General features: G+C 69.2%; 11 protein-coding genes and 2 pseudogenes. 7 read left to right on the plus strand and 6 right to left on the minus strand.

Features of this window, described 5'->3' with window-relative positions:
- The first annotated feature begins 21 nt into the window (after positions 1 to 21).
- Complete coding sequence (locus tag F7R91_RS28885) at positions 22 to 573, plus strand: TetR/AcrR family transcriptional regulator (RefSeq protein ID WP_150953202.1); 552 nt, start codon at positions 22 to 24, stop codon at positions 571 to 573.
- A 248-nt stretch (positions 574 to 821) separates the two neighbouring features.
- A pseudogene (locus F7R91_RS28890) lies at positions 822 to 971 on the plus strand (ATP-binding protein); the annotation flags it as partial.
- A gap of 77 nt (positions 972 to 1,048) precedes the next feature.
- Here F7R91_RS28890 and F7R91_RS28895 read toward each other — a convergent pair.
- Complete coding sequence (locus F7R91_RS28895) at positions 1,049 to 4,612, minus strand: acetyl-CoA carboxylase family protein (RefSeq protein WP_225320828.1); 3,564 nt, start codon at positions 4,610 to 4,612, stop codon at positions 1,049 to 1,051.
- A gap of 245 nt (positions 4,613 to 4,857) precedes the next feature.
- Between F7R91_RS28895 and F7R91_RS28900 the strand changes: the two genes are divergently transcribed.
- Positions 4,858 to 5,226 (plus strand): amphi-Trp domain-containing protein, encoded by a 369-nt coding sequence (locus tag F7R91_RS28900; RefSeq protein ID WP_150953205.1) that lies wholly within the window; start codon positions 4,858 to 4,860, stop codon positions 5,224 to 5,226.
- Positions 5,227 to 5,729: 503 nt separating this feature from the next.
- Here the strand turns inward: F7R91_RS28900 and F7R91_RS28905 are convergent.
- The 3 genes from F7R91_RS28905 to F7R91_RS28915 are packed head-to-tail and all read right to left on the minus strand — an operon-like array spanning position 5,730 to position 8,378.
- On the minus strand, positions 5,730 to 6,743 hold the full coding sequence (locus tag F7R91_RS28905; protein ID WP_150953208.1) for an NAD(P)/FAD-dependent oxidoreductase: 1,014 nt from the start codon (positions 6,741 to 6,743) through the stop codon (positions 5,730 to 5,732).
- Complete coding sequence (locus F7R91_RS28910) at positions 6,740 to 7,273, minus strand: isoprenylcysteine carboxyl methyltransferase family protein (RefSeq protein ID WP_150953211.1); 534 nt, start codon at positions 7,271 to 7,273, stop codon at positions 6,740 to 6,742. Before F7R91_RS28910 ends, F7R91_RS28905 begins: the two co-directional genes overlap by 4 nt.
- A 46-nt stretch (positions 7,274 to 7,319) precedes the next feature.
- Complete coding sequence (locus F7R91_RS28915; protein ID WP_150953213.1) at positions 7,320 to 8,378, minus strand: type III polyketide synthase; 1,059 nt, start codon at positions 8,376 to 8,378, stop codon at positions 7,320 to 7,322.
- A gap of 145 nt (positions 8,379 to 8,523) precedes the next feature.
- Here F7R91_RS28915 and F7R91_RS28920 point away from each other — a divergent pair, with 145 nt between their 5' ends.
- Entirely contained in the window at positions 8,524 to 9,393 is an 870-nt protein-coding gene (locus F7R91_RS28920) for a UbiA family prenyltransferase (RefSeq protein ID WP_225320829.1), read from the plus strand.
- Positions 9,394 to 9,713: 320 nt separating this feature from the next.
- Here F7R91_RS28920 and F7R91_RS28925 read toward each other — a convergent pair.
- Positions 9,714 to 10,002 (minus strand): annotated as a pseudogene (locus F7R91_RS28925) (transposase); the annotation flags it as partial.
- On the opposite strand from F7R91_RS28925, the gene F7R91_RS43015 reads away from it, so the two are divergent.
- The gene (locus tag F7R91_RS43015; RefSeq protein WP_150953217.1) at positions 10,001 to 10,342 is read left to right on the plus strand and encodes an MmyB family transcriptional regulator; all 342 of its coding nucleotides are present in this window, start codon (positions 10,001 to 10,003) and stop codon (positions 10,340 to 10,342) included. The pseudogene F7R91_RS28925 and the gene F7R91_RS43015 sit on opposite strands and share 2 nt — an antisense overlap.
- Before the next feature lie 150 nt (positions 10,343 to 10,492).
- Here the strand turns inward: F7R91_RS43015 and F7R91_RS28935 are convergent, their stop codons facing one another.
- Positions 10,493 to 10,963 (minus strand): MarR family winged helix-turn-helix transcriptional regulator, encoded by a 471-nt coding sequence (locus F7R91_RS28935; protein ID WP_150953220.1) that lies wholly within the window; start codon positions 10,961 to 10,963, stop codon positions 10,493 to 10,495.
- Between the two features lie 270 nt (positions 10,964 to 11,233).
- Here F7R91_RS28935 and F7R91_RS28940 point away from each other — a divergent pair, with 270 nt between their 5' ends.
- Positions 11,234 to 11,983, plus strand: a complete 750-nt coding sequence (locus F7R91_RS28940) for a DODA-type extradiol aromatic ring-opening family dioxygenase (protein ID WP_408056070.1) — start codon at positions 11,234 to 11,236, stop codon at positions 11,981 to 11,983.
- 82 nt (positions 11,984 to 12,065) lie between these two features.
- Positions 12,066 to 13,001: an NADP-dependent oxidoreductase gene (locus F7R91_RS28945; protein WP_150953222.1), complete on the plus strand. Its 936-nt coding sequence runs from the start codon at positions 12,066 to 12,068 to the stop codon at positions 12,999 to 13,001.
- Positions 13,002 to 13,104: the final 103 nt, after the last annotated feature.

Consider the following 13,104-nt stretch of genomic DNA (forward strand, 5'->3'; position numbering starts at 1 on the left):
AGTTCGGGATAAGCTGCGGTCATGGCCACCAAAGCCCGCGAACGCCTCCTCGAGACCGCTGAGGAACTCTTCTACGCCGAAGGCATCCGAGCTGTCGGAGTGGAGCGCATCCTGGCCGAGTCCGGAGTCGGCCGCGCCTCCTTCTACCGCCATTTCGCAAGCAAGGACGACCTCGTCGTGGCCGTACTCCAACGACGCGACGAGGCCTGGCGCGCCTGGCTGGCGGAGAGGGTGGACGCGCTCGGCGGAGAACCGCTGGATGTGTTCAACGCGCTGGCCGAGCGGTTCACACGAGCCGACTTCCGCGGCTGCGCCTTCATCAACACCATGGCCGAGACCGCCGACACCGAAAGCGGCGCCTACCGGGTCGCGGCGGAGCACAAGGAGCGTGTCACGACGTACGTCGCGGGTCTGCTCGCCCAGAACGGCCATGCGGCACCCGACGAACTCGCGCGGCGGTTCGTGCTGCTGATGGACGGGGCCATTGTCACCGCACTGCGGGAACGCACGCCCGCTGCGGCGAACGAGGCGTGCACCCTGGCGGCCGCCATGCTCACCAGCGACAGGCCCTGAACGCATTCCTGCGCCCGCCGCTCTCCAGGAACCCCGGGGCACCGAACCAGGGGCGGCAGTACGGCGAAGGAGGGGCCAGGATGTCGGCCCCCCTCAGCCCTCGGTCTCGGGCCGCGCGCGAGCGGCGAGGCTCCAGCCAGGGGGCGGCGGGGATCGTACGCCACCCCCGCAGGTGCGGCGCTATTCTTCCCGATCATGGACGCCTCGTGGGCTGAGCACTTCGACCTGATCGACGTTCAGCCCCAGATGAGTGGGGCCAGGTCTTCGGCGACGAGGTCCTGGCCACCGCGATCCTCGACCGCCTTCTGCACCACTGCGAGGTCGTCTCGATCAACGGCAACAGCTACCGGCTCAAGAACTGGCTCCAGGCCATCGAGCGGGACACCGACGTGGCCTGAGCAGTGGTGCGCACAACTTCGCACTCGGTGGTGCACTCAGGCGAGTACGCGGACACCTCCCCCAGGGAGGGGAACAGTCAACAGGTGTCAATGCCGGGTCGGCGTTTGCTGTGGGTCCACTGGTCTCGTGGCGGTGCCGGCCTCGCGAAAAGACCGGCGGCGATGACTGCTCGTGTCTCGGCCGGGTCGATCACGTCGTCGATCTCCAGGTGGCGTGCGGTGTTGACCGCGCTGCCCTGCTGGTAGCCGAGGGCGACGAGCCCGTCGAACTGGCGTTGCCGTTCTGCTGGGTCGCTGATGTCCGCGAGGAAGTCTCGTGCGCCGAGCCGTACTGCGCCCTCGATGCCCATGCCGCCGAACTCGCCGGTCGGCCAGCTTACGGTCATCGCGGTGTTGTGGAAGCTGCCTGCCGCCATGGCCATGGCTCCCAGACCGTACGCTTTGCGGAGGACGACCGTGAGGATGGGCACGGTCATGTTCCCGCCGAGGACGAATAGACGAGAGAAGTGCCGTACGGCTGCTTGTTTCTCGGACTCCGGCCCGACCATGAATCCCGGGGTGTCGCACAGGGACACGACGGGCAGTGAGTGGGCGTCGCAGAGTTGAAGGAACCGGGCGATCTTGTCCGCGGCCTGGGTGTTGATGGCGCCGCCACCCGCCGACGGCTGGTTGGCGATGACGCCGACCGGCTTGCCGTCCAGACGAGCGAGTGCGGTGACGGCTGCCGGGCCGAATCCCGCGCGCAGTTCCAGGACCGAGCCGACGTCGAACAACCCGGCCAGGACCTTCCGCACGTCGTAGACGTGCTTGCGGTTCTCGGGAACGACGTGGCGCAGTGCTCGTTGATCGGGCACCTCGAACCTCGTCAGGTTTCCCTGGAAGTAACTCAGGTACCGGCGCGCGACCGCCGCTGCCTCGGCTTCGTCCGCCACGGGAAGGTCCACCACGCCGTTGCGGCTCTGTACGGTGATGGGGCCGACTTCCTCGGGTGTGAAGGTGCCGAGGCCGCCACCTTCGATCATCGCCGGCCCGCCCATGCCGATCGTGGAATCTTTCGTGGCGATGACGATGTCGCAGGTGCCCAGAAGGGCGGCGTTGCCGGCGAAGCACCTGCCGGCTGCGATGCCGACGGTGGGGACCGTACCGCTCAGCCGGCCCATGGCGACGAACGTCGTCAAATGAAGCCCTGCCACGACGGGCACGTCGCTGTCATTGGGCCTACCGCCTCCGCCTTCTGCGAACAAGATCACCGGATGCCGTTGCTGATAAGCGATCTGCAGGAGGCGGTCGGTTTTGCGGTGGTTGTAGTAGCCCTGAGTGCCGGCCATTACGGTGTAGTCGTAGGCCAGGACGGCGCAGGTCGAGCGGTCGGCGCCGAAGAATTCACCGTTGATGCGTCCCAGGCCGGTGATGATGCCGTCTGCCGGGGATTTGACCTCCAGGTCGGCCAGTTCACGTCGGTTGCGCTGAGCGGCGACCGCCAAACCGCCGTATTCGATGAGCAGGCCGTCGTCGGTCACGGCGTCGATGTTCTCGCGGGCAGTGCGTTGCCCGTTCCGGCGCCGCTTGGCGACGGCGTCCGGTCGGGCCTCGTCGAATCGGCGGTGCCGCAGTTCCAGCAGTGCCTCCAGATCGGGCCGAAGGTGGTCGAGGTCGGTGGACGTGCCGTCGTCATCCGCCTCCTTGGTTACGTCCTCGGTCAGGTCCAGGCCGACAAGGATGTCGCCCTCGGTCACCGTTTCGTCGGGCGAGACCGCGACGGCGGTGACCACACCCGCTGCGGGTGCCTGGACCGGATACTGCATCTTCATGGCCTCGATGGTGAACAGCGCGTCGCCGCGCCCGACAGCCTGTCCCGGGGTCACGTCGACCGCGGTGATCAAACCGCCCAGGGGAGCGCGGACGGCGTGGTTGCCGGACAGGTCGCTTTCCTTCTTGCCGGGAAGGGCATCGGCCGGTGGTTGAGGGGATGCTTCGAGCTGGGCGGCCCGTTGCAACAGCGCCGCGGCGTTTCGCTCGACCCATGAGGTGTCGCAGACGCCGGCGGCGAAGTCCGGGTGCGCGAGGACTGCTCTCTGGAGACCCACGTTGGTGCGGACACCTTCGATGCGGCTCTCGGCAAGGGCATGGGAGGCGAGTCTTATGGCTGCCTCGGGTTTGGTGGCATGGGTCACCACCTTTGCCAGCAGGGAGTCGTAGCGAGGATTGAGTGTGAGACCGCGGTAGCCTGCCGCCTCGACACGCACACCGGCGCCAGTCGCCGTCTCGAACTCGGTGAGTGTTCCCGTGGAAGGGATGACCTCGCCGCGGGACCGCATCTCCTCCGCGTTGATCCGGACCTGGACGGCGTGACCCCGTGGAGTTGGCACGTCGGGCTGCTCCAGCCGCAGGTCCGCCAGGGAGGCGCCGGCGACGAGCTGCAATTGGAGGGCGACCAGGTCGACACCGAGCACCTCCTCGGTGACGGTGTGCTCCACCTGCAGACGGGGATTGGTCTCGATGAAATAGAAGCTGCCGTTCGGCTGTGCGAGGAACTCGACGGTGGCTATGCCGACCACGCGGGCCGCTGCGCCCAGGCGGACGGCCGTCTCCAGCATCCGCGAGCGTGACTCGCCGGCGAGGACCCTGCTCGGGGCCGCCTCGATGAGCTTCTGGTGGCGCCGCTGGATGCTGCAGTCCCGGTCCCACAGATGGGCCACTTGCCCGTGTCGGTCGCCGACCAGTTGCACTTCGACGTGATGGGCGCGGGGGAGAAAACGCTCGATGTACAGGTCACCGTTTCCGAAAGCCTGGCGGGCCTCGACCGCGCATTCCGTGAACGCCCGCTCGACCTCGGCCCGGGTGCGCGCCACGCGCACACCGCGGCCACCGCCGCCGTGTACGGCCTTGATGACGACGGCTGCGTCGAGGCCCAGCTCGTCGGCCTCGCGGTCCCAGAAGGACAGCATCTCGGAGGCTTCGGTCGGGCGGTGGGTGCCCGGCAGCACTGGTACGGCGGTGTCCGCGGCCAATCCGCGCGCGCGGGCCTTGTCCCCGAAGAGCTCCAAGGTCTCGGCAGCGGGGCCGACCATCAGGACACCCGCGTCCTGGCAGGCCCGGGCGAGCTCCGGGCTTTCGGACAGGAAGCCGTATCCCGGGTGGAGTGCGTCCGCCCCTGAAACGACGGCAGCCTCCACCACCGCGTCGATGTCCAGGTAGGCGGCGGGGCCCGTGCCCGCCAGCGCTTGGAGCTCGTCGCAGCGCCGTACGTGCAGGGATGCCTGGTCGTCGGCCGAGCACACGCCCACTGTCGCAATCCCCAAGGTCCGGCCTGCTCTGAAGACACGGCAGGCCACCTCTCCACGATTGGCGACCAGGAGCTTTCGAATGGGGGAGGCGGAGGTCATGCCTTCCCACCCTCGGGTTTGGGTGCACCCACCGGGCGAGTGGCCAGACGGATTTGGCGGTTGGTCGCAGACATCGCGCCTCCTGTCGTTTACGGCTCGCCGCAGCGTACCGACCAGTAGGTATGGTGCGAAGTGTGGGATCCGCCACAGTAGTTGACTGCTCGCAGCCAGGTCGGGGTGGCCGCTCCAGTCCGGGACCTCGCTGGCGGGCGCGGTCGCGGGCACTCCGTCGTCGCGGACCGAGCGGGCGGTCATACGCCACCAGTGACCTGCGTAACGGCTCAGGGTGCCTACCGCGCCGTTTCCTCGACCTCCTCAGACGAACGACCTCGAACCCGCCTGCCTGGGCGGAGCGCGCCGGGGGCGATCACAGCAGGCCCGCCGGCGGGCCTCAGTCCGGGAGCGACTCCGGTCCACCCTGCGGGATGCGGATCGGAAGCGGAGCACCACAATGAGTCTTGTCCGCTATGTCCATTCCATGCCGAGTGGCGGAGGTAACCGTGAAGGATCTGAGCTTCGAGCAGAAGAGCTCGCTATCCCGCCTTGAGGCCGCCGACCAGCTCGCGGCGCTGGCCGAAGCACTCAGGAAAGGCGGGGAGGCCGAGTTCGACCTGGGCTCGGCAGTGGTGCGTCTTTGGATCCCCGACAAGCTCCGCACTGAGGTGGAGGTGGAGGTCGGTGGCGGCGAGATCGAGCTGGAGATCGAGCTGAAGTGGCCGACGGGCCAGTCCTCCAAAGCCGCCCCCGCCGCGGCAAGGACGACAGGGACTTCCCAACAGAGCGCAACCAGGCCTGCCGCGAGACCCACTCGGAGCCGGAAGTCCACGTCACCCGAAAAGCCCAAGCGCGCTGCTGCCAAGCGGACCTGACCGAAGGCCGGGCCGACTGGACGTGCACCGCCGTCGCGTCGCGGTTGAGGCCGGCTTCGAGGAGCCAATCTGGCAGTGCGGGCCGGTTGTCGATGCCGCACTGACGGGCGTTCCGCAGGCGGCGCAGACCCGGCGGCCCCCGTCGGAGACCTTGTCCCAGGTCCCGACCTTGCGCCAGTGCTGCCGCCCGGCCGGTGCTCTTCAAGTCGTCATGCCCGGCGTTCTCTCCCACAGCGAGTCGCCCGGCACAGCCGTCCCGGCGAAGCTGGGGCCGGAGCAGACCGGAAGCCGGGGCCACGTCAAGCCGGAACAATCGCCGCACCAGCACCGAAACGGGGTCAGTTAAGACCCTTAACCCCACCGAAGGCCGCGAAAGCGCGCCATCGTCCATCACCGTCACCACAGGATTCCGTCAACCCATCCGGGAGCACCGCTCCGTGATACCGAAGACCCCCACCGACGAAGGAAGTACCGGGGCGCTCCGACGCGGTGGGAAATCGGCGCTACTGAAGTGCGTGGACCGCGGCGGCGAACACCGGCGGCATCCGGGACGCTGCCGGGACGACGAGGCGGGCAATTCGAGGATGGCGGCTCGCTGCCAGCAGGGCCCCGGTCAGCAGCCGATGGCGCCGGGTCAGCCGGGCCCAAGCACGCTCGTACTCGCCCGGTCGGCCCCCGGCCAGGCAGCGGACGGCGGCCTGGGCCGTCGTCAGCGCGAGGGCGATGCCCTCACCAGTGAGGGCATCCAGGTAACCTGCCGCGTCACCGACGAGGAAGACGCGGCCGGCGATTCTGCGCTGTACTCGCTGCAGCAGCGGTCCGGCGCCGCGTACCTCCGTCGCGGCCGGGCCGCGAAGCGACGCTGTCAGGGCCGGGAAGGCGTTGAGGTGCTCGTCGTACCCGCGACGGCGGCGGCTGAGGACCGCGACGCCCACCAGGTCGTCGCCGACCGGCGTCACGTAGGCCTCGCCGTGCGCCGACCAGTGGACCTCCACGAAGTCCGTCCACGGCTCGACGCGGTAATGGCGGCGCAGTCCGTAGCGACCGTGGGCGATGCCCGGCATGTCCAGTCCCAGGCCCCGGCGCACGGGGGAGTGCAGGCCGTCGGCCGCAATCAGCCAGCGCGCCGTAATGCCAGCGGCCGTGACGGTGTCCGCGCTCTGACGCACCGCGCCGACCTTGCCGGGCAGCATCCGCACGCCGAGTGCGAGAGCGCGCTGGTGCAGCGCCATGTGCAGCGTTGTGCGGCGAGTCCCCAATCCCCTATGGCCGCGGAAGGGCGCCTCGGCGCGGGCGGCGCCGTCCACGTAGCGGATGCCGCGCAGTTCGCGGCCGGGGACCTCGATGCCCAGTGCTCGCAGAGCGGCGACACCGCTCGGCATGACTCCCTCTCCGCAGGCCTTGTCCACCGGGGCTGACCGGGGTTCGACGACGATGGCCTCCATGCCCGCGAGCGCGGCGTGGATGGCGGCGGCCAGACCGGCGGGCCCGCCGCCGGCCACCAGTACGTCGATCATGCCGGGGTGGGCGTGGTCGGGGTGGTCGCGGCGGCCAGCGCGCGGTTCTCGCACCGGATGCGCACGGTGAGCAGAGCGGCGTTGAGTACCGTGAACACGCTCGCGGTGATCCAGGCGGTGTGCACCAGTGGTAGGGCCATGCCCTCGGCGACGACGGCCACATAGTTCGGATGTCGCAGCCGGCGGTAGGGGCCGCCTGTCACCGGCGGCAGTCCGGGTACGACGATGACCCGGGTGTTCCAACGGGATCCCAGGGCGGCGATGCACCACCACCGCAGTGCCTGGGAGGCCGCCAGCACGGCCAGCATCGGCCAGGCCAGGGCGGGTACGAAGGGCCGGTCGGCCAGCCACACCTCGGCGGGGGAGCCGATCAGCAGGCCGGTATGGAGGGCGACCATCGCTGGGTAGTGGCCCTGGCCGGTCACCATCGCGCCGCGGGCGGTGCTCCAACGCTCGTTTCGACGGGCGACGATGAGTTCAGCGCCCCGCTCGGCGGCGACGGCGGCCACCAGGAGTCCGTACCAGATCATGTGTCCTGTGTTCCTCTTGTTCTGTGCCGTACGACGGCTTGGCGGTCTACCAGCGCAACAGGACCAGTTCGCAACAGAAGCCGGGCCCCATCGCTAGCAGCAGACCCGGTGTGCCCGGCGGCGGGCGGCTCTCGGCCAGCGTGTCGCGCAGCACATGGAGCACCGATGACGAGGACAGGTTTCCCACCTCCGCCAAATGACGCCATGTCACATCAAGTGCGTTCTCTGGCAGGTCGAGGGCCTCGATGACGGCCTCCAGGACCTTGGGGCCGCCCGGGTGGCACACCCAGGCGGTCACGTCCTTCGGCTTCAGACCGTGGTCGCCGAGGAACCATTCGACGTCATCGGCGAGGTAACGGCGCACCACATCGGGAATTGTCGGGTCAAGGACCACCTGGAAGCCGGAATCCTTGATGTCCCAGCCCATAACACGCCCGGTATCCGGATACAGGCGGCTACGTGTGTCCACGATCGTCGGGCCGACCTTCTCGCCCGGGCGGTTGGCGCCGCACGCGACGACCGCGGCGGCGCCGTCGCCGAACAGTCCGGTGGCGACCAGATTGGCCATGGAGGCGTCGTTACGCTGAAAGGTGAGCGAGCACAGTTCGACCGACAGCAGCACTGCCACATTGCCGGGCCGGCCCAGCAGGTAGTCGTGCATACGGGCCAGACCAGTGGCGCCGCCGACACAGCCGAGGCCGAACAGGGGCAGCCGTTTGACATCCGGCCGCAGCCCGAGGCGGCCTGCCAACCGTGCGTCGATCGAGGGGGTGGCGATGCCGGTGACGGAAGTGAAGATCAGCAGGTCCACTTCGGCTGCGGACAGCCCGGCAAGGTGCAGCGCGTCCCGGACGGCCTTGGTGCCCAGGTCGGTGGCCGTGGCGATGAAGATGTCGTTGGCGGCGCCGAATCCATCCAGTTCCTCGTACCGCCTGAGCGGCAGCGTCATGTGGCGCGAGCGGACCCTCACGCTGCGGTGCAGCCGGTCCAGGACCCGGCGGTCGCTTCCATCGGGCAGACAGGTACGGGCCACCATGTCGGTGATCTCGGACTGGGCATGGCGGTACGGTGTGAGGGCCCCGTGAATGGCGGCGATGCGCGTCATCTGGTTCCGTCCGGTTACCGACTGAGGGGGGTTGCAATGCACCTCTTCCCCAGACCGGGGCCTCGACCACCATGGATCGCCCGTCCGGTCGTTCCTCCCGGGCGTGGTGCGGCGAGAGGGGCCCGGGGCACCTACGATCGGCCGGGTGGGCACTGTTGAGCAGCCGGCGGCCAACGGCGGGGTGGCGAGTGTGGCCGGCCGGATGTACGCACTGGCGGGGTCGTGCCATCCCGGGCCTGTGGTGGCGGTCACCGCCTTGATGGTTGCCTTGGCCGTCACCGCCGACCAGAGCGCGGCGCGTTCTCTTCTGACCGGAGCCGCCGTTCTGACCGGGCAGTTGTCCGTCGGCTGGTGCAACGACGCGTTCGATGCGCACCGCGACACCGCCGCCGGCCGCAGGGGCAAGCCTGTTGTCGACGGCGCGGTCGGTGTGAGGCAGGTGTGGTGGGCAGCGTATGCCGCGCTGGCGCTGTGCGTGCCGTTGTCGTTCGCCTGTGGCCTGTGCGCGGGTGTCGTTCACCTGGCCGGGGTGGCCGCGGCGTGGGGCTACAACCTGTGGCTGAAGGCGACAGCATGGTCCTGGGCGCCTTATGCCGTGGGTTTTGCAGCGCTCCCGGCTTTCGTTGCGCTGGGTCTGCCGGAACATCCCTGGCCTGCCTGGTGGGTGGTCACCACTGGGGCGATGCTGGGGGTCGGAGCGCATCTGGGCGATGTTCTGCCGGATATCCGCGAGGATCTGGCGACGGGCGTACGGGGATGGCCGCACCGGCTGGGCAGGCAGCGCGCGCGACTGCTGCTGCCAGTGCCGCTGGTAGCCGCGTCCGCCGTACTCGCGCTGGGGCCGGTCGGCCCGCCCGGCAGGTGGGCTGCGGCCGCGTTAGTGGCGTCCAGCGTGCTCGCCGTGGCGGGGACGTTGCTGGGGCGGCGCTGGGAGCAGGCGGCTTTCTCAGCCGCGGTCGCCGTGGCGGTAGTAGACGTGGCGTTACTGCTGCTACGCGGCACCGGGCTCGCCTGACCGCTTCCGGCTCGCGGGTCGGCTCACTCACTGTAGGCCGTGGCTGTACGACCGGGTCGCCGCCGTCGCCTCAACTGCGCAGCTGAGCCTCCAACACGCCCGCACCCGCTACCCGGTGGAGGGGGCGATCACTTCTGGTCCCCGGCCCTATCGCCGCCTCATGCGGCGGCGCACCGCTCACGCTGGCGAAGGAGTACATCGAGAACAAGAAATCCCGGCTGAGGTCAACCCTGCAGACCCATGCTCCAGCACCGGTCAGAGCAGCTAGGACAAGCAATTCCTCCCGAGCCCTTTGGTTCTTTTTTCTGGCCGGTGGTTTCGACCTTGGTGAGGTAGCCGGCGAGGGAGTTGAGGATCTCGTCGGCTGCCTTGGTCCAGGTGAAGGGCCGCGGGTTCTCGTTCCAGGTGTTGATCCACGCAGTGATGTCGTCCTCCAGTGCCTTCACGGAGGTGTGGGCGCCGCGGCGGATGAGCTTGTCGGTCAGCAGGCCAAAACCACCGCTCCACCTGGTTCATCCAAGAGGAGCCGGTGGGGGTGAAATGGACGTGGAAGCGGGAGCGCCTGCCGAGCCACGTCCTGATCTCGGCGGTGTTGTGGGTGGCGTAGTTGGAGGATCACGAGCACCACAGCCTGGTCCAGGTCGCCGATCTGCGCGCCGCCGTCGCGCTGCGCCCCCGCGAGCCGCAGGCCGAGGCACTCGTGCGTGCTCTCAAGACCGGCAGCAGTGAATTCGCCGACCTGCGGGACCGCCACGACGTCGCCGTACGCCGCGGCGACCGCAAGCGCATCGTCCACCCCGCTCTGGGCATCGTCGACATCGACTGCGAGGTACTCGCCACCGCACGCCAGGATCACTGCTCATCTTCACCCCCCGCCCCGGCAGTGAGGCCGCCGGACTGCTGGAACTGCTGCCCGCGATCGGCCGCCAATACCTCCTCGCCCCCCTGATCACCACCCCACCAGCGACTTCCTTACGCAGTCGCTGGCCGCATTCTCAGGAGGAGGCTCACCGGACGCTTACCGGCGAGGAGCCGCGGCCCGGCGAGGAGCCGCGCCTTCCGTGCGCGGCACGGCCACGGACCCCGGCGGACGACGGCGTCAGCAGTCGAGTTCCTGACGCACGGTGGCGGCGATCCGAGTGAGCGCGACCCCGAGGTGGCGGCGTTGGGCGGCGGTGAGCGGGTCGAAGACGAGCCGCTTGACCTGTGCGACGTGCTCGGGTGCGGTCTCGACGAGTTTCTGCCGGCCGGTGTCGGTCAGAGTGGCCAGGGTGTACCGGCCGTCTTCGGGATCGGGTCGGCGGCCGACCCAGTCGCGGGCCTCAAAGCGGTCCATCACCTTGGACAGGCGGGGCTGGGTGCTGTCGCAGTCCCGGGCCAGGTCGCTGAGGCGCATCGTGTGCTGGTCGGCCATGGACAGCCGTGCCAGCACCCCGTACTCGAAGTTGCTGATGCTGGACGTGCGTTGCAGCTGACGGTCGAGGGCTGCGGGCAGGGCGATGACGACGGTGAGGAGCGCCTGCCACAGGGCCTGCTGGTCATCGTCGAGCCAAGGTGACTGGGTGTTCATGAACCCCATCATACTTGCCCAGGCAAGCCGTATTACTTGCCTGGGCATGCCTTCGCGGGTTAGCGTTTCACTTGCCTGAGCAAGTCATAGAGCTTGCCTGGGCAAGTGAAGGAGTCGATTTCGGTGACCCCCATGCGTAGCCTGGCCTCCACAGACGGCCCGGCTTGCCCCTTTCCCTCACCCACTCCGGCCGGGGCATACGACGACCTGTTGGCGCGGGTGCTGCCGCAGGCGCGCCAGCACCGGATGTGGGATCCGTCGGACGGACCCCTGCCTGGCCTCTTCGTCAGTCACGGAGCCCCGTTCACGCTCGACGACCCACAGTGGCTCAGCGACCTGTTCCACTGGGCGCAGTCGATACCCAAGCCCCGGGCGATCTTGGTCGTCTCGGCCCACTGGGAACAGGCGCCGGTCGCGATATCCGGTGCCGCTGCCGGCACCCCGCTCTTCTACGACTTCAGCGGCTTCCATCCCCGCTACAGGACCCTGCCCTACGCGACCCCGGACGCGACTGACCTGGCGCGGCGTCTGTCGGGCCTGCTGGGCCGGGCGCCGGTGCACGAGTTCACCGACCGCGGTCTCGACCACGGAGCGTTCATCCCGCTGATGGCCATGTATCCGGCAGCGGACATCCCGGTCGTGCAGCTGTCGATGCCCAGTCTGGAGCCTGAACCTCTGCTGGAGCTGGGGGCGCGCCTGCGGTCTCTGCGCGAGGAAGGCATCCTCGTGCTCGGCTCGGGCTTCATGACGCACAGCTTCGCCGTCTTCCGGCAACCCGAACTCGCAGCGGCCACAACGGCCTTTGACGAGTGGGCTGTTGACGCGCTGGCCCGGGGTGACGCCGATTCCCTGGCCGACTACCGCGCCAAGGCACCCGGCGCCGCCATCGCTCATCCGACGGCAGAGCACTTCGTTCCGTTGCTGGTCACCGTCGGTGCTGCCGACGATCCGGCCAGCGCGGTGAGCGCCATCGACCGCATGGTGATGGGCAATTCCACGCGGTCGGTGCAGCTGACCTGAGCACCTTGGCGTGCTTCTCGTTCCCGCCTGATCGCCTCAATCCGCTGGCGACGGCATCCATTTGATCACGGAGGAAAGTGTCATGAAGGCAGTGCGTTTTCACGAGTTCGGCAGCAGTGAGGTGCTGCACTACGAGGACATCGACCGTCCCGTTCCCGGCGCCGGTCAGGTGCTGGTGCGGGTGGCCGCGACCTCGTTCAACCCGGTCGACGACCACATCCGCGCCGGCGCCCTGGCCGAGATGATCCCGATCACCCTCCCGTACGTACCGGGGATCGACCTGGCAGGCACGGTTGAGGAACTCGGCGCCAACGTGACGGACTTCCAGGTGGGCGACCAGGTCGTGGCGATGCTGCCCCTCGACTCCGCCGGCGGCGCCGCCGAGTACGCGGCCGTGCCGGCCGAGTCCCTGGCCGCGGCGCCCCGCACGATCGACCTGGTCGACGCCGCGGCCCTGCCGCTGACCGGCCTGGCGGCCTGGCAGACGGCGTTCGAGCTCGCCGAGCTGAAGTCCGGCCAGTCCGTCCTGGTCAACGGAGCGGGGGGCGGGGTGGGCAGCCTGGTCGTGCAGCTCGCCGTCGACGCGGGAGCCAAGGTGACCGCGGTGGACGCGGAGCAGCATGCCGAGCGCCTGCGCGGATACGGCGCCCACCAGGTCCTCGGACCGCTCGACCTTGCTGAGGGTCCGGCCCCCGTGGGCGGTCCGTTCCAGGTCGTGGTCAACCATGTGCGGGTCTCCCCCGACGAGCTCGCACAGCTGACGGCCTACGTCGCCGACGGCGGAGTCGCCGCGAGCACGGCCGGCCAGATCCCCGAGGACCTCGCCCGGGGTGTGCGCAGCGCGAACCTGTTCGTCCGCCCCGACGGCGCGCAGCTGGCCGAGCTGGTCGGCAAGGTCGACGCTGGCAAGGTCCGCACCCACGTCGCCGCCCACCGCTCGGTGGCCGAGCTGGCCGCCGTGCATGCGGATGCCGGCGCCGGACGGCTGCCCGGCAAGACGGTCGTGCTCGCCCCCTGACCGAGCCGCTTCCGGCACGTGCATCGGGGCCTTCGCACCGATGCACGTGCAGCGGCTGCCGATGTGGCGGGGGAGCCCGTCGCCATGCGCGAGGGAGGACGGT

The sequence above is a fragment of the Streptomyces luteolifulvus genome, assembly GCF_008806595.1.
In the GTDB taxonomy this organism is placed as follows: Bacteria; Actinomycetota; Actinomycetes; order Streptomycetales; family Streptomycetaceae; genus Streptomyces; species Streptomyces luteolifulvus.

Bases quoted from the DNA above. Each gene is read 5' to 3' on its own strand.
- F7R91_RS28910 (WP_150953211.1), bottom strand. From the start codon at position 7,273: ATGATCTGGTACGGACTCCTGGTGGCCGCCGTCGCCGCCGAGCGGGGC.
- F7R91_RS28905 (WP_150953208.1), bottom strand. From the start codon at position 6,743: ATGATCGACGTACTGGTGGCCGGCGGCGGGCCCGCCGGTCTGGCCGCC.
- F7R91_RS28945 (WP_150953222.1), top strand. From the start codon at position 12,066: ATGAAGGCAGTGCGTTTTCACGAGTTCGGCAGCAGTGAGGTGCTGCAC.
- F7R91_RS28915 (WP_150953213.1), bottom strand. From the start codon at position 8,378: ATGACGCGCATCGCCGCCATTCACGGGGCCCTCACACCGTACCGCCAT.
- F7R91_RS28935 (WP_150953220.1), bottom strand. From the start codon at position 10,963: ATGAACACCCAGTCACCTTGGCTCGACGATGACCAGCAGGCCCTGTGG.
- F7R91_RS28895 (WP_225320828.1), bottom strand. From the start codon at position 4,612: ATGACCGCCCGCTCGGTCCGCGACGACGGAGTGCCCGCGACCGCGCCC.
- F7R91_RS28885 (WP_150953202.1), top strand. From the start codon at position 22: ATGGCCACCAAAGCCCGCGAACGCCTCCTCGAGACCGCTGAGGAACTC.